This is a genomic window from Pontibacter sp. MBLB2868, from assembly GCF_051904785.1.
Classification (GTDB): Bacteria; Bacteroidota; Bacteroidia; order Cytophagales; family Hymenobacteraceae; genus Pontibacter.
In genome coordinates this window covers 3,061,193-3,082,806 of record NZ_CP196710.1, presented here as the reverse complement: position 1 = coordinate 3,082,806, position 21,614 = coordinate 3,061,193, and the positions used below count along the sequence as shown (strand labels likewise).

The following is a 21,614-nucleotide window of genomic DNA, read 5'->3' as shown; positions in this document are numbered from 1 at the left end:
ACCTGCTGATGTAAAAGAGCAGGTGGTGAGGGGGCATAACATATAAAAAGATCGGATGAAAAAGATTTTGCTGATTGAGGATAATAACGAGATACGTGAGAATATCGCTGAGATTCTCACGCTGGCTAACTACGACATTCTGGAGGCTGAGAATGGTAAAGTAGGAGTAGACATTGCCAAGCGCGAGATTCCTGACCTGATTATCTGCGATATCATGATGCCGCAGCTGGATGGTTACGGGGTGTTGCGCATGCTAAGCAATAACACTGCTACGGCGAGTATTCCTTTTATATTCCTGACGGCAAAATCAGAAAAGGAAGACTTCCGGAAAGGGATGAACCTTGGTGCGGACGATTACCTGATCAAGCCATTCGATGACCTGGAGCTACTGGATGCTGTGGAGATGCGGCTTAAAAAAAATGAGAGCCTGAAAGCTGGTTTTCAGAAGACGGCCGATGGTCTGAATAATTTTCTGCAGGAAGCCAAAGGGCAGGAAAACCTCGAGATGCTCACCTCCGACAAACAGAAGCTTCAGTATTTTAAGAAGAAGCAGACCCTGTTTCTGGAAGGCAATTACCCGCATGCGCTTTACTTTCTGAATAAGGGTAAAGTTAAAACCTATAAGTCGAACGAGGATGGGCGTGAGTATATTACCAACCTGTATAAGGCAGGAGACTTTATAGGCTACCTGGACCTGATCGAGGATAAGGCCTACCGCGAGTCAGCTGTTGTGATGGAGGACTCTGAAATATATGTGATCTCGAAGGAGGACTTTTTTGTGTTGCTCCACAACAATCGCCTTGTTGCAAACCAGTTTATCAAAATATTATCTGATAACCTTGCCGAGCGTGAAGACCGGCTGCTGAAGCTAGCCTATAACTCTGTGAGGAAGAGAGTAGCCGAAGCGTTGCTTTTTGTAGAGAAGCAGCATGTGGATAATGAGCACAGGTTGGAGCCGCTGGTAACTATTTCACGCGAGGATCTGGCAAGTATCGTAGGCGCTTCTAAAGAAACCGTTATCCGTACACTGGCCGATTTTAAGGATGAGCAACTGATCAAAAGCCAGGGCAGTAAGATAACGATCATTAATAGCGAAAAGCTTCGGATGATGCGTAACTAAGCGTGTCATCAGCCTTTTATGGTGATCCTGATGCCCCGGCTACTGGGAACCTGCCATCTACAGCTGCACTTGTTATAGTAGCGGGCTCAGACCTGCGCAATATCATCCCTTAAACTGACCGGCATCATATTTTTGTGCTTCCTGTTTTTTGAAATTTGCCAATACAGAAAAACAGAAAGATGCAAGGCAAGTTTAAAGTACTGACATTATCCTACAAAAACGCACCTATCCACATTCGGGAAGCTGTAGCGCTGAACGAGATAGGTTGCCGTAACCTGTTAGATAAGGTGAAGGAATACACCGCCTGTAAAGAGGTGATGGTGCTATCTACCTGCAACCGTACTGAGATCTATTATACTTCTGAAAGTGAACTGACGCGGGAGCTCGTGAAGCTGATTGCAATGGAGAAAGGCTTTATTGCGACTAAAGGCATTTTACCTTATTTCGAGGAGATAAATGACCATGAGGCTGCCGTTACGCACCTGTTCAGAGTGGCTATCGGGCTGGAGTCGCAGGTGGTGGGTGATATGCAGATCATGAACCAGGTGAAAAATGCCTACCAGTGGGCTATAGAGGCAGATGTGGTAGGTCCGTTTATGCACCGCTTGCTGCACACTGTTTTCAGTGCAAACAAACAGGCAGTTAACACTACCAGCTTTCGCGACGGAGCAGCATCCGTATCATACGCTACAGTTGAGATGGTGGAGGAGTTAAGTGCTGGCATAGCGGATCCGAAAGTGCTTTTGATTGGCGTTGGGGATATTGGACGCGATGTATGCCTCAATTTTCAGAAGTCTCATATTGGCAAGCTAACCATCATAAACAGAACCCATCACAAAGCGCTTGAGCTTGCGGAGCGAACAGGCGCCGGCACAGCATACTGGGAAAATGTATGGCGGGAGATAGAGAAAGCCGACGTTGTGATCTGCAGCGTGCCAGGTGACTGTTTCTTTATCTCAGGAGAAAAAATGAAGTCTTTCTCTAACCCGCTAAGCCCTAAAATTTTCCTCGACCTCTCAATGCCCAGAAGTATAGATGTGGCTTTGGAAAACCAGGGGAATGTTTCCGTTTATAACATTGATGATATCCGTAGCCGCACCACCGAGGCCCTGGAGCGGCGGCTGGCCTCCATCCCGGCAGTGGAAGACATTATAAAAGAGGCAGTGGCTGAGTTTAATGTATGGGTAAGCGAACTGACTTTCTCTCCTGTTCTGCAGCAGTTTAAAAACCACCTGGAGCAGATCAGGAAGCAGGAGTTAGCACGCTACGTTAAAAAGCTCAGCCCTGAAGAATCCCAGCTCATCGAAACGATCACACAGCGCATGCTGAACAAAATTGTGAAGTTGCCGGCCATAGAACTCAAAGCCGCCTGCCAGCGCGGCGAACCCGATAACCTTTTAGATAGCCTGAGCATACTCTTCGACCTGGAGAAAACCAAAGCAGTTAATTGATTTCAACCTGCTTGTACTGCCGAAAAAGGTCATCGAAGCGGTTTATGCCAAGCAACCTCACCTGAACGTATAAAAGCTGCTGAAACATTTTTTAGCAGCTTTTACTTTTATACTAAATGAGGTTGTGCCTTTTCCTTTTAAGGCTTTTTAACCTTAGGTGCTGCAAATAAGTTAAAGGTGCTATAGGTACTAGCCTATGGTAAGCGCCATTCATACAAACATTTACCAACTAAAGTATGGCAAATAAAACCCCGAATTACCTGAGTGCCGAAGAAGCGCTATCAGTCATAAAGTCCGGAGACCGGGTTTTCCTGCACGGAAGTGCCGCAACGCCGCAGTTTCTGATCCATAAGTTAACTGAAAGAGCAAATGAACTGCGCGATGTAGAGATCGTCAGCATCAGCACTTTTGGTGAAATGCCTCTTGCAGAAGAACGCTTTGCCGACTCTTTTTTTATTAACTCACTTTTTGTGTCGGCAAACGTGCGGGAGGCAGTAAATAGTGGCCGTGGAGATTATGTGCCCATTTTTTTGAGTGAGATACCCCAATTGTTCCGTAGCGGCATTATGCCCCTGGATGTTGCCATTGTACATGTGTCGCCTCCAGACAGGCATGGCTATTGCTCCCTCGGGGTTTCAGTGGATATTGCGCGGGAGGCCGTGATAAGTGCCAGGCACGTAATTGCACAGGTAAACCCGCAGATGCCACGCACCCATGGGGAGGCACTGATCCATACCCGCCGTTTTGATGCGATGGTGGAAGTAGATGAACCGCTTCCGGAGGTGGATTATAGCCTGAAGATAAGTGCTACGGAGCAGAAGATAGGCGCATACATTGCTGAGCTGGTGGAAGATGGCGCTACCCTGCAAATGGGTATTGGCGGTATTCCGGATGCTGTGCTGAGCAACCTGTTCAATCACAAAGGGCTTGGCATACATACAGAGATGTTTTCGAATGGGGTCATGCCCCTGGTAGAGAAAGGTGTTATCACAAATGAATTTAAATCCAAGCACCCCGGCCGTATTGCTACAGGGTTTATAGTTGGCAACCGACAGTTGTATGATTTTGTAGATGATAATCCGCTGATTACGATGCTGCGCACGGACTACGTAAACGATGTATCCATTATTCGCACCAATCCAAAAATGACCGCTATCAACAGTGCTATCGAGATAGACCTGACCGGCCAGGTAGTATCAGATTCTATTGGCACTTTCCAGTATTCCGGTATCGGCGGGCAGATGGACTTTATTCGTGGTGCCGCTTTATCAGAAGGTGGTAAACCAATTATCGCGCTTCCTTCCGTAACGGCAAAAGGTATATCGCGCATCACGCCATTCATAAACCAGGGAGCTGGTGTGGTCACTACCCGTGCGCACGTGCACTATGTGGTTACGGAGTATGGTGTGGCCTACCTGTATGGCAAAAACCTGCGGCAGCGTGCCAAAGCTCTAATTAATATAGCGCACCCGAGCCACCGTGATCGTCTGGAGGAAGAGGCCCGGAAACGGTTTTTGTGTCTATAAAACGTTATAACTGTATAGGCAAGTAAAAGTCAGTTTACTGGCTACTTAAAAAAGGCTACTCTATAGCAGAGTAGCCTTTTTTATTTCGGGGAATGCAATTCGGAGTGACCACTGCTGCCTGATTAGTTATTTCCTGCACCTTGTATTCCTTCTCTAATTTGCTAAGGCCTGGTTGTGTGGTGAAAAAATAGGAAAAGTGATATAGATCAGGATTAAAAGAGATAAGGGTCTTTTATTTTCTTTATTCCTAAATCTAAATTTGTTTCAATGAAAATCACCAAAAATTCAATCCATTAATACGCTTATTATGAAAAATACAAGGGAACAACTAAGCAGCATACTTAAGACCAGTGCAATGGCTCTCCTTTGCGGCACATTCCTTTTTAGCTGCTCCTCAGAAGAAACTGAAACAGCTACAACAGCAGAAGAACCCGGATTGGCGCATCAGGCAGCAGCAGCATCAGAAACCGTTGCAGATGATGGCAAAGGCGTAGGGCCGGTAACAACAGTAGCAATAGGCGAAGGGGTAGAGGATGCTCTGGCCGCAGAAGGTAAAACACTTTTTGAGGGAAAGTGCTCCGCTTGCCATCAGTTGTCTGATCAGAAAGTGGTGGGCCCTGGCCTTGCCGGTGTAACAGAACGACGCAAGCCAGAGTGGATCATGAACATGATCCTGAATCCGGAGGAGATGACAAAGCAGGATCCGACCGCCAAGAAGTTACTGGGTGAGCACTTAACACAGATGACCAACCAGAATGTGGAGGAGAAGGATGCAAGAGCGCTTCTTGAGTATCTGAGACAAAACGACAAAGCTATATAACAGCAAAACTACTCAAACCATACTTTTATGGAAACTCTGATCAATAAATTTAGGAAAGTAGCCCCCAAAGCGGCCCTGCTTATGGCAGTGGCAGCCGGCACAGCGTTACAGGGATGTAGCAAAATAAACGGTGGCGATAATGCAGGTGCAACAGCAACAGCGCTTTCTTCGGATGCGGCCTCTGCCGTGTATGTAGCTCCTGGCAAGCACGACGAGCTTTACTCTTTTCTTTCTGGTGGCTTTAACGGGCAGGTGTCTGTTTATGGTCTTCCTTCCGGCAGACTGCTGAAGATCATTCCTGTGTTCACGCAACATGGCGAGAATGGCTACGGCTACAGCGAAGAATCTAAGGCGATGCTGAACACCTCGCATGGATTTGTGCCATGGGATGACCTGCACCACCCGAAGCTGTCGCGTAAGGATGGTATGACGGATGGCCGATGGCTGTTTGTGAACGCTAACAACACACCACGTGTAGCGCGTATCGACCTGACAACTTTTGAGACGGTTGAGATCATGGAGTTGCCAAACTCTGCTGGTAACCACTGCTCTCCATACCCAACAAACAACAACGAGTATGTGATCGCCGGTACCCGTTTCTCTGTGCCGATGGATATGAAAGGCGGAACAAAAGACGTGAGCCTGGATAAATATGCTGAAGAATTCAGAGGCTCTATCTCTTTCATAAAAGTAGATCCTGAGAAAGGTGATATGGACCTGGATTTCCAGATCATGGTGCCTGGCTTTGACTACGACCTTGCAAACGGTGGTAAAGGCCCTTCTGAGGATTGGGTATTCTTTACAACTTACAACTCTGAGCAGGCAGGTACTTTGAAAGAAGTAAACGCTTCTCAGAACGACAAGGACTACCTGGCGGCTATCAACTGGAAATTGGCGGCTAAATATGCCAAAGAAGGTAAAACACACGAGATGCCAGCCAACTATTACCACAATAAATTGGACAAGAGCACGCACACGGCTTCTTCTACTGTTGTGAAAAAAGTGCGCTACCTGCTTCCTGAAGAGTGCCCAGGTATGATGTACCTGCTGCCAGCTCCTAAGTCGCCTCACGGTATCGACGTGGACCCAACTGGTGAGCACATGGTTGTAAGCGGTAAACTGGCTTCCTCTATCCCGGTATTCTCTTTCTCTAAAATGCAGAACGCCATCAAGAACAAGCAGTTTGATGGCGAGAAAAATGGTATTCCGGTGCTGAAGTATGAGTCTGTGCTGGCAGCTGAAGTAAAAGAGCCAGGCTTAGGACCATTGCACACTGAATTCGACGGTAAAGGAAATGCTTATACTTCTATGTTCGTGTCTTCTGAGGTGGTGAAATGGAGACTGAAAGACTTCACTGTGTTAGATAGAATCCCTGTTTACTACTCTGTTGGTCACTTAATGATCCCTGGTGGCGATACCAAAGCTCCATATGGCAAGTACCTGGTGGCCATGAACAAGATCACCAAAGACCGTTACCTGCCTACTGGCCCTGAACTGGCACACTCTGCACAGTTGATCGACATCACAGGTGATAAGATGAAGTTGTTGCTTGACTTCCCGACAGTAGCGGAACCACACTACGCGCAGGCTATCAAAGCTGACCTGGTAGCTCCCAATAGCGTGAAGTTCCATAAACTAGATGAGAACAAGCACCCGCAGGCTGCTAAAAAAGAAAGTGAGGCCAACGTTACCCGCAAAGGAAATGTAGTGCACGCCAAGATCACTGCTATCCGAAGCCACATGACCCCAGATAACATTGAGGGTGTGCAGGTTGGTGATACTGTGTACTTCCACGTGACCAACCTGGAGCAGGACTGGGATGTGCCGCACGGATTCGCGGTGATGGGTGCCAACAACGCTGAAACACTGATCATGCCAGGCGCTACACAAACGATGAAGTGGATACCTAAAAAAGAAGGTGTGTACCCGTTCTACTGCACAGACTTCTGCTCTGCGCTGCACCAGGAAATGCAGGGATACATCAGGGTATCACCTAAAGGCTCAAACGTTCCGGTAATATTCTCAACCGGCAAAAAGAAAACGGCAGCAGTAGCCTCTGCAAAATAAAAATTGACTAATACCAGCGGGGGCTGTTCCGGCATCCTCCGCTGGTTACTTAACCTGAGCTGCGGGTTATATTTATACTTGAGTTTGAAATTTTACCCACCCCTAACCCCTCCGTGGAGGGCAATAGGGCCTTTTCTGCTGGCGCGGGTTTGCAACGCGTGTCTTACTAATTATGTAGGATTTGTAATCCTACTGGGCCAGAGGCCCAAACAATAGTTAGTCACGAGCGAGCAAGCTCGAGCCATAAATGGTTCTTACAGAATGATATTCCCCTCTTGGGAGGGGTTAGGGGTGGGTTTCTCAAGTATTGAGTAAACTCCTGCAACTCACATTATTTCACCTTAATCTATACAAGGATGAAAGCTTATACTAAAGTGCTGATGATTGTGGCGGCATTATCCCTGGGTCTGCTGTTTATGTTCCCGATGTGGAAGATATACTTACAGGCTCCACAATACCCCGAAGGACTGGAACTGCACATCTGGGTAAACAAGTTAGCAGGCAGCTCGGAAAGTGTCCTTCAGAATTTCAATATTCTGAATCACTACATTGGTATGGAGCCAATTCATGCCGATTCTTTCGCTGAACTACAGTACATGCCTTATATCGTGCTCTTCTTTATCGTGACTGGTGTCCTGATAGGGTTGGCAGGTAAAAACAAGTTAGTTCTGGGGTGGAGCCTCTTACTCTTAGTTTCCGGTGCTGCCGGTATATTGGACTTTTACCTCTGGTTAGTAAAATTCGGTACCAACCTTAGCCCAACCGCTCCCATCAAAGTGCCCGGCATGACCTATATACCACCGCTATTAGGGAGTAAAACATTGCTCAACTTTGAAGCTCTTTCTTTACCAGGCTTGGGTAGCTTAGGTATTTTCCTGGGCATCACCATTTCGTTGCTGGTGTTTTTACTGAACAGGAAAACGGCTGGCAAAGCGCAAACAGCAACTACAAAACACGCACTAGTATGAAAGCATTAATAAATCTATTTGGCCTGATGCTGGTGATCGCCCTGATGGGCGGCTGCCAGGTTGAGCCAAAACCTATCGCCTATGGAGCCGCCAACTGCGCGCATTGCAATATGACGGTGGCTGACAACCGCTACGGTGCTGAGTTGGTGAACGACAAGGGAAAGCCATACTTCTTCGATTCTGCTGAGTGCCTGATGGCCTACCTGAACGAGCAGCCGGAGCAGGGTGAGAAAGCTGCTTTTTTAATGGTAACGGATTATACCCGTCCAACTGAATTGATTGACGCACGCAATGCGCAGTATTTACAAACTAAAGCATTGCCAAGCCCTATGGGCATGTATATAACAGCTGTAGCCGATAAAGCTGTCGCTTCTAAAATGCAGCGGGAGCAAGGCGGCCGGTTGCTAAGCTGGAACGAAGCTGTACTAGCCGTTCAGAGAAATGAAAGACCTTAATAGACATATTACTTTTATACTTGCCACTTTAGCGTTGCTGCTAACGGCCCCGGTTGCTTTCGGCAGTACGTTGGAAGTGTGCAAAACCTGTAGCTATACTTCCGTAAAACAGGCCGTGAAAAAAGCCAGATCCGGCGACACAATTGTGGTAGACGGAGGTATTTACAGAGAGTTTGGAATTGAGATCAACAAGCCGCTCACGCTTATCGGGCAGAACAACCCGGTGATCGACGGAAACTATAAAGGCCAGATAATGACCGTTACAGCAGACAATGTAACGATACAGGGGCTAACGTTTAAAAATATCAAAACAAGTTATACCCACGACGATGCTGCCATCCGTGTAATTGAGCGCAGCAACATCCGGATCATCAACAACACCATCCTCAATACCTACTTTGGTATTTACCTGCAGAATGCTGACCACTGCCTGATAGAGGGTAACACGGTAATAGGGAAGGATGTAAAAGGCGTGAATGAATCATCCCTGGGCAATGCCATACACCTGTGGTACTGCGACAACTCCATTATCAGTAACAATAGGGTAGAAGGGCACCGCGATGGTATTTACCTGGAGTTCGTAAAGGACAGCAGGATCAGGAATAACCTAAGCCAGCACAACCTGCGTTACGGCCTGCACTTTATGTTTTCGGATGGCAACGTGTATACCTATAACACCTTCCGTAAGAACGGCGCAGGTGTGGCTGTGATGTACACGAAGAACATCCGGATGGAGCATAACACCTTTGAAGACAACTGGGGTGCCGCAGCGTATGGCCTGCTCCTGAAGGAGATCAGCAACAGTGTAATTTACAATAATACCTTCCGCCGTAACACCGCAGGTATCTATATGGAAAGCTCCAGCCGCCTCGATATTCAGCGCAACACCTTCGACCGTAACGGCTGGGCCGTCAGGCTGCTGAGCAGTTGCATGGACGATACTTTTAAGCTGAACAACTTTACCGGTAACTCCTTCGATGTAAGCACCAACGGCAATTCAACCCTGAACAAGTTCACGAACAACTATTGGGATAAATACAACGGCTACGACCTCAATAAAGACAGGGTGGGGGATGTGCCTTACCGCCCCGTGAGCCTCTACTCTATGCTGGTGGAGAAAGTGCCGCCTTCGGTGATGTTTATGCGCAGCTTTATGGTTGACCTGATGGACAACGTGGAGAAAGTGCTGCCAAGCTTTATACCTGAAAATCTTATTGATGAACAACCCCTGATGAGGAAGATAGATCATGATAACGATAGAAAACTTACACAAGTCTTACGGTAAGCTGCAAGTGCTTAACAACGTAAGCGCCAGCTTCGGGGCAGGCAGAGTCATTTCCATTATCGGCCCCAATGGATCGGGCAAAACCACCATGAGCAAATGTATACTTGGAATGGTGTTACCTGATGATGGTGATATTATAATAAATAATGAAAGTGTACTGAAGAAGCATGCTTACCGGAGCCAGATAGGGTATATGCCCCAGATTAGTCGTTATCCTGAGAATATGAAAATACGCCAGGTAATCAGTATGATTCGTGACATTCGCAAAGATGTGAAGCAGGTCGACGAAGAACTGATCGGGCTGAATGGTCTGGAAACAATGTATGAGAAACGCATGGGAGCCCTGTCCGGCGGTACAAAACAGAGAGTAAGTGCTGCGCTGGCGTTCATGTTCAACCCGATGATATTGATCCTGGATGAGCCAACTGCTGGCCTTGATCCCATCTCTGCTGAGATCCTGAAGAGCAAAATTCTGAAGGAGAAGAAGAAGGGTAAGCTGATCCTGATCACGTCGCACATCATGAGTGAGATAGAGGAGGTAGCAGATGAGGTGCTTTGCCTGATGGATGGCCAGTTGAAGTTTCATGAAACCATTGCCGGAATCAAAGCACAGGCCAATGAAGAGCGCCTGAGCCGTGCTATTGCTAAAATTATGAATGAGGAGGATTAGATATGAACAAGATCATAAAATACGTTTTCTACGACATCATCCGAAACAAAATAGTACTAGCTTACACGCTGTTTTTGCTGCTGCTTTCTATTGGTTTGTTTAACCTGGGCGGTAGTCCGGATAAAGGTATTCTTAGTCTGCTGAACCTGGTGCTGTTAACTGTGCCGCTGATCAGTATTGTGTTTGCCACCACGCATTTTTATAACTCCTATGAGTTTATGGAGCTACTGGTAGCGCAACCGATCAACCGCACCAAGATCTTCATGAGCGAGTACCTGGGTGTGGCCTGCTCGCTTTCCGGCGCATTTATACTTGGCGTAGGGCTGCCGGTGCTGCTTTTTGGCGCAGGCCTCACAGGCTTCTTCCTGCTGCTAACCGGCGTTTTTATCACGTTCATCTTTGTTGCCCTGGCTTTCCTGGCATCTGTGATCACTAGAGATAAAGCAAAAGGCATCGGTATCGCGCTGCTGCTGTGGTTCTACTTTGCCCTGATCTATGATGGCATCGTGCTGTTCATACTTTATACTTTCAGCGATTATCCGCTGGAGAACGCCACACTTGCTTTAACGGCTTTCAACCCTGTAGACCTGGGCCGCATTATCGTACTGCTGAACCTGGACGTGTCGGCGCTGATGGGGTATACCGGTGCGTTGTACAAAAGTATACTGGGTAGCGTGTGGGGAATAGGCCTTGCCTTTGGCCTGCTGCTGCTCTGGATAATAGTGCCTGTGCTAAGCTCCAGAAGGATTTTCTCAAGGAGAGACTTATGATTTACAGCCCGCTCCGGTGGCTAACTGATTACTTGTTTTGGTGTTTTGGAAGAGCGCAGGACCAGGTTCCTGTGCTCTTTTTTTATTTACTCATGTTATAATTGTGGTTTTTCTTTGTTAATATTTAATTATAAAATCATTTTTTATCCGATTTTAACATATCCTTTGTGCTGCTACAGGAGTATCTAAGATAAGTAGTATTTCGCGCAAGAAGCTGCTGTACAATAAGTTGTATTGATTCATCTCACCAAATATATAGCATACTATGGCAAGCACTGACATCACACCCAGTGGAGTACACGCTGTTCATGAGGAGCACGAGGGGCATCAGAAGCAGAATTTTTTTGAAAAGTACATTTTCAGCCAGGATCATAAGGTTATAGCCAGGCAGTTCCTGATCACAGGTATTTTCTGGGCTTTTATAGGCAGTTTTCTGTCAGTGCTGTTTCGGTTGCAACTAGGCTGGCCGGAAGCTACTTTCTCCTTCCTGGAGCCCATATTAGGGGGCTGGATAGAAAATGGTAAGTTGGACCCGGAATTTTACCTGGCAATGGTTACCATACATGGCACTATCATGGTGTTCTTTGTTTTAACAGCTGGTTTGAGTGGTACCTTTGCCAACTTCCTGATCCCGCTGCAGATAGGGGCCCGCGACATGGCATCCGGTTTTATGAACATGCTCTCTTACTGGTTTTTCTTCGTGTCCGGTGTGATCATGTTCACCTCCCTTTTCCTGGAAAACGGCCCTGCTGCCGGAGGCTGGACGGTATACCCACCCCTAAGTGCTTTGCCACAGGCTATAAAAGGCTCCGGTATGGGAATGACGCTGTGGCTAATAAGCATGGCTTTGTTCATTATCTCTACCTTGCTGGGAGGTATAAATTACATTACAACCGTTATTAACCTGCGAACCAAGGGTATGTCGCTGGGCAGGTTGCCGCTTACGGTGTGGGCTTTGCTGTTCACAGCCATTGTAGGGCTCCTTTCGTTTCCGGTACTGTTTGCGGCGGCGCTGCTGCTTATTTTTGACCGCAGCATGGGCACTAGCTTTTACCTCTCCGATATTTACATCGCTGGCCAGGCGATCAGTAACACAGGTGGCAGTCCTATCTTGTTTCAGCACCTGTTCTGGTTCCTGGGGCACCCGGAAGTATACATTGTGATACTACCCGCTTTCGGAATAACCTCCGAAGTGATTTCAGTTAACGCACGCAAGCCGATCTTTGGCTACAGAGCCATGATCGGGTCCCTGATCGGTATATCTGTGCTGTCTATTGTGGTGTGGGCGCACCACATGTTCGTTTCAGGCATGAATCCTTTCCTGGGGTCTGTGTTCATGTTCCTGACACTGATCATTGCGGTGCCATCGGCGGTAAAGGTATTTAACTGGCTCGCAACGCTCTGGCGCGGTAACATTCGCTTTACGGCGGCCATGCTGTTTGCCATCGGTTTTGTTTCAATCTTTATTTCTGGTGGGCTTACAGGTATCATAATAGGCAACTCGTCTTTAGATATACAGTTGCATGACACTTATTTTGTAGTGGCGCATTTCCATATGGTGATGGGAGCTGCGGCGTTCTTCGGAATGTTCTGTGGCGTGTATCACTGGTTCCCGAAGATGTTTGGCCGCATGCTGGATGAAAAATTAGGCTATGTACACTTCTGGCTAACTTTTTTGGCAGTGTACCTGGTTTTTCTGCCCATGCACTATATTGGTATAGCCGGCTTCCCGAGGAGGTACTATAACTGGACAGGTTTTGAGACCTTTAACATCTTTTCAGACCTGAATACATTTATCAGTATTGCGGCGATCATGGGTTTCGCTGCCCAGTTCATCTTCCTGTTCAATTTTATTTACAGTATTTTCAGAGGACGGAAAGCTAGTGCTAATCCTTGGCATGCCAATACCCTGGAATGGACAACGCCTGTGCTGCCAGGTCATGGCAACTGGCCAGGGCAGCTCCCGGTAGTATACAGGTGGCCTTATGATTATAGCAAGCCAGGTGCACCGGAAGACTATATCCCACAAACAGTACCATACTCTCAGACACCCTCTTCAAACCTGCCTCACGAGAGTGAGAATGAATAATTAGCTTCTAGTGGAAACATATAACAGTAATACCGGCTCTTGGTCCGGTACTACTGTTATTTAGTTTTGTACCACGCTAAACTTCATCAGAAGCATACCACTCTGCAAATGAATTTTGTGTTTCCCAAAGCTTTAGGCTATGCAGCATCAGGTTTTCAGGCATTTTCTTACTAAGCCGCGTTTTAATATCGATGAGCATGTTTTCGCAGCTAGGCTGATAAGGCGTAAGTAGTAGTTTGTGCCGCTGCTGCTGCAACACACGCACTAAGGCGGCATCGCTGTCGCTGCGAAGCAACAGGGCATGGTCCAGGTCATGGAGTACGGTCTCCTGAACCAATGTTTTCAAGTCACCGAAATCCAGTACCATCCCATTCTTAGGGTGGGTTTCATCTACCAGTGGCGCACCAATTACAGTTACCTCCAGCTTATAAGAATGCCCGTGTATGTGGCGGCAGGGGCCATCGTAATCCTGCAGCGCATGTGCCATCTCAAAAGTAAACAGGCGTGTTAATCTTATTTTACTCATCGGCTATTAAACAGCAGCTACTTTTTCTAAACGGGCCAGTAGTAATTCATTTTCAGCGTCCAGCAACTCATCCAGCATGATCACCTTCCGCTCCAGCTCATCTTTGAAAATAGTGGGTAACAACTGTTTGTAGTATCTGATGCCCTCCTGCAGGTTATCCCAAAAGCTCTGCAGGTACTTAAACTGCTTATCCGTTAACGTTTGCAGCTGCTCTTCTTTCTTGTTTTTCCAGTAATCCACGTACATCCTTAATTCATTTACGAACATGTGTGGCCGGTATGTGTTGTTGCGTAAGTTTATTCGTCCGTAAATATGATCTACCATTTCGTGTAGTTTGAAAACACCCGAAAAGTAGGCAAGGTTAGGACCAGGGCATATCGTTACAGCCTTTGTGGCCGCTTTTTTACTAGCCGTGAATAGTTGTGTGGCAGAATTTGCCAGGCCATCGCAAAGGCATTCTTTTGCCAGTACTTTCGCTTCTTCTATAAAGTATGTCACCGGGTCCAGGTGCTGGGCCTTCAGCTGTTCCAGCTTTCGGCGCTGGTATTTACGGGAAGCCGTACAGATCGGCTCGGCGGTGAATTCGGTATTAGACACCAGGTGTTTTTTGATGCAGGGGCTACCCGGTTTTCCACGGTCAGCGCGAAAATTCTTTAGCTGCTCACTGGATGTGTTGCGCAGTGCATTAAATGGTACACCAAGCGGAGAAATAGGGCTCAGGTATAAGTCTTCTTCTTTCGCTTTCACCAATTGCTGCAAAGTTTCTTCATCTACGGTTGTAGCTTCCGGCACTAGCAGAAACGGTGTTCCCCATCCAACAGAATCTAAACCATATTGCTGCATCAGAAAGTCATGTTCCTGTGAAGTGCCTACACCGCCCTGCATTGTTATTTTCTGCTCAGGAATAGCGAGTGGCACGTGTATGCCTTTGCTGGCCAGCGCAGAGCTGAAAATGCTGTAAAGTTCCTTTTGTAAGGCTTCACGGTTCTGGTTAAATTCTTCGAGTATCGGGCCAATAAGGTACCCATCAGTAGCAAACGCATGCCCCCCGCAGTTCAGGCCAGACTCAATCCTGAACTCGGATACCCATAGGCCTTTTTTTGCCAGTATCTTGCCCTGCACCATGGCCGAACGATAGTCGCTTACCTTAATAACGATCTTTTTCAGTAACTCTCCTGCCGCATCAGGGAAGAAACACTGGAACTGCTCCAGGTAACTGAACAGGCGCATGTTCATGCCTGCCGAGAAAACCACCGACGACTTTACTGTACTGTTGGCAAAGCCGCGGAGTGCTGCCATGGCATCTGTAAACTCCTGGGGCAAAAGGTTTCCGTTCCGGTCGTAATTTGCCCTGTCCAGCTTCGTCATGATATTCACATCAATGCTGCCAGCCACTAAGGAAGCACGAAGTTTAGTCTGCAGTACCTCCTTTACAGCTGCATCCTCGGTATGGAGCATTTGGGTGTACAGCAGCTTGAGCGGTGATTGCTCTGGGAGCATTTCAAAATATTTGGTAAGTTCTGTTAACGGCGTAAACTCCTCTTTCTGTAACTGTTGTAGCTGTAACTTAACCAGCTGATCTACCATATTCAGGCACGCTGTAATGCGCCTGGCCCTGTAGTCTTCCTCTTTATCTGTGATTGGCTGATAGGGCAGGAAGTATAGCTGACTATAATAGGCACGCATTTGCTCCAGAAGTGCATCATCGCTGAGCGAGAGTACGGATGAGATGCCGAAACGGGCCACCTTCAGGGGCGAGTCAACAGAAAAGGCCAGTCCCATTACAGGTATGTGAAAGGTGTGCGGTGTGTTTGATGCCATCTTGGAATTTGTTACTGTTTATGAATGTTTGTCCAAAAATTCAGATCTGTATTTCTGTTCTCGTTGACCTGCTTCGGCAGCTGCAGTCCGTGGGCTACCCGTCGTTGCCAATGCATTAACAGGCACAAAATACGCCAGCCCAGCCTGCCTGTTAAATGCGTAGCGTCAGCCTTAAAAATGATCTCCGTCATTGCTCAAAAAAGATATTGTGCCTGTGTCAGGAAGTGTGTGCCTGAAGCAGGCAAAGTGATATCTGTCATTTTATACTAGAAGGGGTTTTGCTACACTTGTGTAAGCAAACATCAAGTATATGGATACCCTGGCAACGCAAACTCCTCAAATGGTACACCCGCTTTCGTATGATGATTTCAGATTACTGGTGGCAGAACTGGTGGCTGATAACAGGACTACAGGCAATGAGCAGACAGCGCAGAAAATCGGATTTACCAAGCTGAACATGCAACGCATGAAGCGGGTGGAGAAACAGTTTTCCCTTTTAGCAGGCTTAGGTGAGTTACTGAACTTGCACCAGCCAGCCTGGGAGTGGCAGGTGTTGGTAGAGGCATGGTGCGGCGATGGCGCACAAGTATTGCCTGCCATTGCGGGGGTGGTAGCTGAGGTGCCATCCATTCACCTGACGGTGCTGCTCAGGGATGAGAACCCTGAACTGATGGATTCTTGCCTGTCCAATGGCAGCCGCTCTATTCCTAAGCTTATCTGCCTTAACAAAGAAACAGGAGAGCGCCTGTTTGTCTGGGGCCCACGCCCCACATACATTCAGCAGCAGGTGCTGCAATTTAAAGCGGAGCATCCGGAGGCAGACCATGACACCTTAATGCAGCAGGTGCAGCTTTGGTATGCGAAAGACCGTAGTCAGGCCCTGCAGCAGGACCTGCTGGTGCTGGCTGAGGAAGTACTTGCAACAGCGGCTGCCGGAGCAGAAGCAGTCTTTTAAATAGAGTTATAGTAGCATGATGAACATTCACTCAAAAAGGACCTGGTTGCTGGTGGCACTGCTGAATCTGGTGGTGGTGGCATTCATGGGCCTTTTGTTGCGGTGGATGTTTGTGGGCACTCTGGCAGGGGTCAACTATAAGTTTCTACTGCATGCGCACTCACATGTGGCACTGCTGGGCTGGTTATATTCAGCTGTGTCTGTTACGTTGCTTGTAACTTTTTTACCCCCGAAGCTGCACGCCAAAAAAACGTATACCTGGCAATTCTGGTTGTCGCAGGTAGCAGTGGCAGGGATGTTATTGAGCTTTCCGGTGCAGGGCTATGCTGCGGTCTCCATTACCTTTTCAACAGCCCATATTCTGTTAAGTTACTGGTTTATCTACCAGTTTCTGAAAGATGCCAGAAGTGCCAGGCAGCATGACGGCGAGCACCGCCTGTCTTTCAGGTTTGTGGTAGCGGCGCTGTTCTTCCTGGCGCTCTCTTCGCTAGGACCCTGGGCAATGGGGCCGATCATGGCACTGGGCCACAGTGGGGGCGCTCTTTATTACAATGCCATTTATTTTTATCTGCATTTTCAATACAATGGCTGGTTCACGTTTGCTGTGCTGGCGCTCTTTTTCTGGCTATTGGAGCATTATAGGATTCCCTTTAGTATGAAATGGGGTAAGGTATTTTTTAAACTGATGTTTTGGGCTGCCATACCTGCTTACCTGCTGTCGGTGCTCTGGACAAAGCCGGATGCGGTAGTGTATATGGTGAGTGGGGTTGCAGGGGTAGCTCAACTCGCCGCTGTGTATATTTTATTTATGATGCTGTTGCCGGCTAAAAGGCAGCTCGTACAATTGTTTGGCAGATGGAGCCGTGCCCTGTTTATACTTGCAGCAGGGGCCTTTACACTCAAAATACTGCTTCAGTTTTCAACTGCTTTTCCTTACATGGCAGATCTGGCATATAGGATCCGCTTTTTTATTATCGGCTATCTGCACCTGGTGCTCATTGGCTTTGTTAGTTTTTTTGTATTTGCCTTTCTTGCCCAGCGAGGCTGGCTCAGCTTTAAAGGTCGGTTAAGCAGATGGGGCATGGGTGCCTTTGTTATGGCGTTTACAGCTACTGAGGTACTGCTTTTTCTGCAAGGGGGCTTTTTCTGGCTCGGACTTGGAGCTATTCCGGGGTTTCACCTTATTTTATTCGGGGTAAGTATACTGCTGCCAGTCGGCATATCAGTGTTTTTCCTGGCTCAGCTATTAGCGGGTAAACGGCAGGAAACTGAGTGTAAGCCCAGGCCAATGCCTGAACTTCAGAAAGTATATACCCTAAACAGGCAGGCACATTAAAGTATTGCTCCGTTCCTGCTTTTGAAATACGCAATTTTAGACGCGAACATTTCCGCCATACGTTCTGCACGCCACTTGGCTTCAGCCGCTTTCTCGCCGGTAAACAATTCGTCTATCGTTTTATAGAAAATGCTGAGCCATCTCTCAAAATGTACTTCTTCAACAGGTAGGGTAATGTGTTTACTCCCCGGACTACCCTGGTAGGTAAGCTCTCCTAGCAACACGGTTTGCCAGAAGCGGTACATGATATCCAGGTGCCTGGACCAATTATCCCGGATCCTCTCCTCAAAAATGGGCCCTAGAAGTTCATCGGCCCTAACCCGTGTATAAAAAGTATCAACGAGCTGTTTCACGTCGTCTAAATGGATGATCTCTCTGTTCTCTGCCATGATGCTGCAAATTCTGATTTTCAAACTACTTCCCTGGTTTATTTCAGATAGTAGCCCAACAAATTAACTGCTTTAAATCGGGTTTAAGTTCTTTTTCAACTTGTACCTCCTTCTTCTCAATGTATAAAGCCAGCACCTGAACGTCATTTATGCCGCTTTTCTCATCCCTGTAAGAGGAACGGAAGGTACAGGAAAGGCGTGCCCTATGGTGCAACCGCACTAGCATTACACCGCTGTAAAATATGCTCAAAGGTGCTTGAAAGGTATTTGGTAATGAATGACAAAGATCATTTTAATAAAAGACATTTACGTCTTTTATTAAGGAACCAACCCTTTACATTTGCTATGATGAATGAACACAAAAGTACAGACCTTAAATCTTAAACTTATATGGAAACCACACAGATCATCGAAAAACTAGACGTAACAATACTGGAGCCAGGCATGAAGCACCCAGCCATATTCAAACGGTTTGACAACCTGGAGGCGGGCGAGGCTTTTATTATCCATAACGACCACGACCCCAAGCCACTGTACTACCAGTTGTTGGGTGAACGCGGGAATACCTTTAAATGGGAATACCTGGAAGAGGGGCCTGATGTATGGGAAGTGAAAATCTCAAAACTAACACCACAGGAAGGCGAGACTGTGGGAGAAATGGTGGCAAAGGATTACCGAAAAGCACAGGTTTTCCGGAAGTATGGCATTGACTTTTGCTGTGGCGGGAAAAAGACTGTGAAGCAGGTTTGCCACGAAAAAGGCATAAAGCAGGAGGAACTGGAGCAGGCGCTGTCGACAGCCGATGTAGCAGGAAAAAGCCGTGAAGAGGCGTTTGATAAGTGGGAGTTGGCCTTCCTGGCAGACTATATTGTAAATGTGCATCACAAGTATGTACAGGAAGCAATACCGGTCCTCTATGAATTTACTACCAAAATTGCCCGCGTACATGGTAGCCAGCATCCGGAACTGCTGGAGGTAGCAAAACATTTTGCGAATGTAGCCAGTGAACTCGAAGCGCATATGCCGAAAGAGGAGCGTGTACTGTTCCCGTATATCAAGCGACTGGAGGAGGCACAGAAAAATAATGTGAAGCTTGATTCACCTGCCTTTGGTTCCATACAAAACCCGATAAATATGATGGAAATGGAACACGAGCAGGCAGGTAATGAACTGGAAGCAATCCGTGCACTTACTGCAAACTATACTTTGCCTGCTGACGCCTGTGCAACGTATACAGTGACCTTTAAAAAGCTGCAGGAGTTTGAGGAGGATCTTTTCCGCCATATCCACCTGGAGAACAATATATTGTTTCCGAAGGCGCTTGAACTGGAAAAAGGAGTGCTGAACTAACCTATTTAAAAGCAGGCAGCCTACAAAAAATGAAGGTTGCCTGCTTACTCTTTATTATAAACTAGTAAAACTCCACAGCCATGGATAAGGCTATTAACCCACAAAAACGCGACAAAAGTCTCGTATCCCTTTCACGGGAACACCATTTTGGGCTACTGTTCTGCTGGAAACTACGCCAGGGGCTAAAAAACGGGACCAGCCTGCAGATAATGCAAAAATATGTACACTACTTCTGGACTAATATTTTGAAGGAGCACTGCAAGGAAGAGGAGTGGATACTGGCAAGGCTACTGCCAAAAAACGACCTGGCACAAGTACGGATGGAAGAGGAACACAGGCTTTTGTCGGATATTATAAAGCTTGTTACTGAAGGGGAGAAGCAGAACCTGTCAGCGGACCTTTTCCAGGCATTGCAGCAGGATCTGGTAGATCACATTCGCTGGGAGGAGCGGGAGCTGTTTCCCTATCTGCAGACCGTTGTGCAGGCGGATGAACTGCAGCTAACAGGAAAGCTGCTGGAGCACAATCACCTGCCAAAAAAGGACACCTTTTCACCTGAATTCTGGACCAGGTCTTGTTAAGATAGCCGGGCCAGCTGAAGTACATCTGCAAACCTGTAAACAGTGACCTCGCCATGCAAAAAGCTTCTGTTTCCAATGCGCCATCTACTTGGCTTGTGTTACCGCATTACGCTTTCGCTGCTCTTTCTTTTATAGTACTCAGTGTGCTGCTCCTCTTTTCTTCAGATGCATTTGGCGGACATTATTTCCATCCAAAGTTACTGACGCTTACACATGTAGCGGTTTTAGGCTGGGCCACGATGCTCATTTTCGGAATACTGTACCAGTTGTTGCCTGTAGTACTCGATGGCAGGTTATACAGCGAAAAGTTAGCAGCTATCACCTTTGCCCTGCTCGGTAGTGGCACTTTTCTGCTGGCATACTCCTTCTGGTATTTCCAGGCTGGCTGGGTAATGCAACTGGGAGCTGGTTTGTTGTTCCTGGCTTTTCTGGTATTCAATATAAATGTGGTCCAAACGGCCCGCAAAGCTCCGAAATGGACTATTGAGGCTGACTTTATTGTTACAGCGGCGCTGTGGCTATTGGTCACAGGGCTTATAGGCTTACTGATGGCGCTGAACTTCACTATTGCTTTTCTGCCCCAGGAGCATGTGCATTACCTTCAGTTACATTCTCATATCGGTATGGCTGGCTGGTTCCTGCTGCTCTTTATTGGTATAGGCGCTAAACTGATTCCCGGGTTCCTGCTAGCGCATCCGGTGGCTACCGGTAAACTGGCCTGGTCTTACAACTGCATCAATGCCGGGCTGCTGCTTTTTATGTTAGACCATATGGTGTTCGGCTTTGGATTTTGGATGCTATATGCAGCCCTGGTAATGGCAGGCATAGTGTTGTTCCTGTTGTCTTGTTTGGATGCCCTTAAGAATGGGAAGCGTAAAAAACTGCATCCTGGCACGCGACAGATCTTTGTGGCGCTGGCATTACTGCTTTTGCCGCTGGTGCTGTTGTTTGTAGTTACTAGTGATCTTGGGCTGCCGCAGTCCGTGTTATCGTCCCTTTACCTGGTATATGGGCTAACTGTTTTCCTCGGATCTGTAACTGCTCTTCTGCTGGGGCAAACTTTTAAAATACTGCCCATCCTGGGGAGTGTACATACTTACGAAGACCACAAACGGAAATGCAATACTTCCCTTTCGGAGGAGCTTTATAGCCCTGCATTATTGCGCTGGCAGAATATCAGCTACCTGGCCGGGTTTGTAATGTTACTGGCCGGGGTGTTTCTGAGGTGGCAGCAGATCATACTTGGGGGTGCCATCGGTTTCAATATCGCAGCTTTTCTTTATGCAGCCAATGTGTTTCAGGTGCTGCTGTACAAAGCGCGCAGCTTAAACCATCTCACGTATCCAAAAATAAACAACTGACATATAACCGGGTTTTTTTATAGAACAACCTATTATACTGTTGCCTGATTGAAATGCTTCCTTAGCCGGGGTGG

The 21,614-nt window shown here is 47.3% G+C and carries 20 protein-coding genes; 16 read left to right on the top strand and 4 right to left on the bottom strand.

All coding sequences use genetic code 11. From position 1 onward, the window contains the following. Positions 1-55: 55 nt before the first annotated feature. The 11 genes from ACSX1A_RS13135 to ACSX1A_RS13085 all read left to right on the top strand — a co-directional run bounded on the left by ACSX1A_RS13135 (position 56) and on the right by ACSX1A_RS13085 (position 13,221). Positions 56-1,120 carry a response regulator gene (locus tag ACSX1A_RS13135; RefSeq protein WP_439880102.1) on the top strand — a complete coding sequence of 355 codons (1,065 nt, stop codon included), beginning with the start codon at positions 56-58 and terminating at the stop codon, positions 1,118-1,120. 179 nt (positions 1,121-1,299) lie between these two features. After that, positions 1,300-2,571: a glutamyl-tRNA reductase gene (gene hemA, locus ACSX1A_RS13130; RefSeq protein WP_439880101.1), complete on the top strand. Its 1,272-nt coding sequence runs from the start codon at positions 1,300-1,302 to the stop codon at positions 2,569-2,571. 236 nt (positions 2,572-2,807) lie between these two features. Further along, on the top strand, positions 2,808-4,097 hold the full coding sequence (locus ACSX1A_RS13125) for an acetyl-CoA hydrolase/transferase family protein (protein WP_439880100.1): 1,290 nt from the start codon (positions 2,808-2,810) through the stop codon (positions 4,095-4,097). Positions 4,098-4,404: 307 nt separating this feature from the next. After that, positions 4,405-4,917 (top strand): c-type cytochrome, encoded by a 513-nt coding sequence (locus tag ACSX1A_RS13120; protein ID WP_439880099.1) that lies wholly within the window; start codon positions 4,405-4,407, stop codon positions 4,915-4,917. Between the two features lie 27 nt (positions 4,918-4,944). Further along, positions 4,945-6,984 (top strand): Sec-dependent nitrous-oxide reductase, encoded by a 2,040-nt coding sequence (gene nosZ / locus ACSX1A_RS13115; RefSeq protein WP_439880098.1) that lies wholly within the window; start codon positions 4,945-4,947, stop codon positions 6,982-6,984. Positions 6,985-7,340: 356 nt separating this feature from the next. Further along, positions 7,341-7,952, top strand: a complete 612-nt coding sequence (locus ACSX1A_RS13110) for a hypothetical protein (protein ID WP_439880097.1) — start codon at positions 7,341-7,343, stop codon at positions 7,950-7,952. Continuing rightward, positions 7,949-8,407 (top strand): nitrous oxide reductase accessory protein NosL, encoded by a 459-nt coding sequence (locus ACSX1A_RS13105; protein ID WP_439880096.1) that lies wholly within the window; start codon positions 7,949-7,951, stop codon positions 8,405-8,407. Before ACSX1A_RS13110 ends, ACSX1A_RS13105 begins: the two co-directional genes overlap by 4 nt. Next, positions 8,394-9,692 carry a nitrous oxide reductase family maturation protein NosD gene (locus tag ACSX1A_RS13100; RefSeq protein ID WP_439880095.1) on the top strand — a complete coding sequence of 433 codons (1,299 nt, stop codon included), beginning with the start codon at positions 8,394-8,396 and terminating at the stop codon, positions 9,690-9,692. The genes ACSX1A_RS13105 and ACSX1A_RS13100 overlap by 14 nt, the downstream gene beginning before the upstream one ends. Beyond that, positions 9,655-10,362 carry an ABC transporter ATP-binding protein gene (locus tag ACSX1A_RS13095; protein ID WP_439880094.1) on the top strand — a complete coding sequence of 236 codons (708 nt, stop codon included), beginning with the start codon at positions 9,655-9,657 and terminating at the stop codon, positions 10,360-10,362. Before ACSX1A_RS13100 ends, ACSX1A_RS13095 begins: the two co-directional genes overlap by 38 nt. A 2-nt stretch (positions 10,363-10,364) precedes the next feature. Next, the gene (locus tag ACSX1A_RS13090) at positions 10,365-11,132 is read left to right on the top strand and encodes an ABC transporter permease subunit (protein ID WP_439880093.1); all 768 of its coding nucleotides are present in this window, start codon (positions 10,365-10,367) and stop codon (positions 11,130-11,132) included. Between the two features lie 265 nt (positions 11,133-11,397). Further along, positions 11,398-13,221 carry a cytochrome c oxidase subunit I gene (locus tag ACSX1A_RS13085; protein ID WP_439880092.1) on the top strand — a complete coding sequence of 608 codons (1,824 nt, stop codon included), beginning with the start codon at positions 11,398-11,400 and terminating at the stop codon, positions 13,219-13,221. Between the two features lie 76 nt (positions 13,222-13,297). Here ACSX1A_RS13085 and ACSX1A_RS13080 read toward each other — a convergent pair whose 3' ends face one another. The 3 genes from ACSX1A_RS13080 to ACSX1A_RS13070 are packed head-to-tail and all read right to left on the bottom strand — an operon-like array spanning position 13,298 to position 15,759. Continuing rightward, on the bottom strand, positions 13,298-13,747 hold the full coding sequence (locus ACSX1A_RS13080; RefSeq protein ID WP_439880091.1) for a 6-pyruvoyl trahydropterin synthase family protein: 450 nt from the start codon (positions 13,745-13,747) through the stop codon (positions 13,298-13,300). Between the two features lie 6 nt (positions 13,748-13,753). Then, positions 13,754-15,568: a hypothetical protein gene (locus ACSX1A_RS13075; protein ID WP_439880090.1), complete on the bottom strand. Its 1,815-nt coding sequence runs from the start codon at positions 15,566-15,568 to the stop codon at positions 13,754-13,756. 11 nt (positions 15,569-15,579) lie between these two features. Beyond that, complete coding sequence (locus tag ACSX1A_RS13070; protein ID WP_439880089.1) at positions 15,580-15,759, bottom strand: hypothetical protein; 180 nt, start codon at positions 15,757-15,759, stop codon at positions 15,580-15,582. A gap of 119 nt (positions 15,760-15,878) precedes the next feature. On the opposite strand from ACSX1A_RS13070, the gene ACSX1A_RS13065 reads away from it, so the two are divergent. Further along, positions 15,879-16,523 (top strand): thioredoxin family protein, encoded by a 645-nt coding sequence (locus ACSX1A_RS13065; RefSeq protein ID WP_439880088.1) that lies wholly within the window; start codon positions 15,879-15,881, stop codon positions 16,521-16,523. Between the two features lie 16 nt (positions 16,524-16,539). Further along, complete coding sequence (locus tag ACSX1A_RS13060) at positions 16,540-17,859, top strand: hypothetical protein (RefSeq protein WP_439880087.1); 1,320 nt, start codon at positions 16,540-16,542, stop codon at positions 17,857-17,859. On the opposite strand, the gene ACSX1A_RS13055 is transcribed toward ACSX1A_RS13060, so the two are convergent. Next, positions 17,856-18,248: a group III truncated hemoglobin gene (locus ACSX1A_RS13055; protein WP_439880086.1), complete on the bottom strand. Its 393-nt coding sequence runs from the start codon at positions 18,246-18,248 to the stop codon at positions 17,856-17,858. The genes ACSX1A_RS13060 and ACSX1A_RS13055 overlap by 4 nt on opposite strands. Before the next feature lie 390 nt (positions 18,249-18,638). On the opposite strand from ACSX1A_RS13055, the gene ric reads away from it, so the two are divergent. From ric to ACSX1A_RS13040, 3 genes are all read left to right on the top strand, one after another. Further along, positions 18,639-19,598 (top strand): iron-sulfur cluster repair di-iron protein, encoded by a 960-nt coding sequence (gene ric, locus ACSX1A_RS13050; protein WP_439880085.1) that lies wholly within the window; start codon positions 18,639-18,641, stop codon positions 19,596-19,598. Positions 19,599-19,678: 80 nt separating this feature from the next. Next, complete coding sequence (locus tag ACSX1A_RS13045) at positions 19,679-20,179, top strand: hemerythrin domain-containing protein (protein WP_439880084.1); 501 nt, start codon at positions 19,679-19,681, stop codon at positions 20,177-20,179. Between the two features lie 53 nt (positions 20,180-20,232). Next, positions 20,233-21,540 carry a hypothetical protein gene (locus tag ACSX1A_RS13040; RefSeq protein ID WP_439880083.1) on the top strand — a complete coding sequence of 436 codons (1,308 nt, stop codon included), beginning with the start codon at positions 20,233-20,235 and terminating at the stop codon, positions 21,538-21,540. Positions 21,541-21,614: the final 74 nt, after the last annotated feature.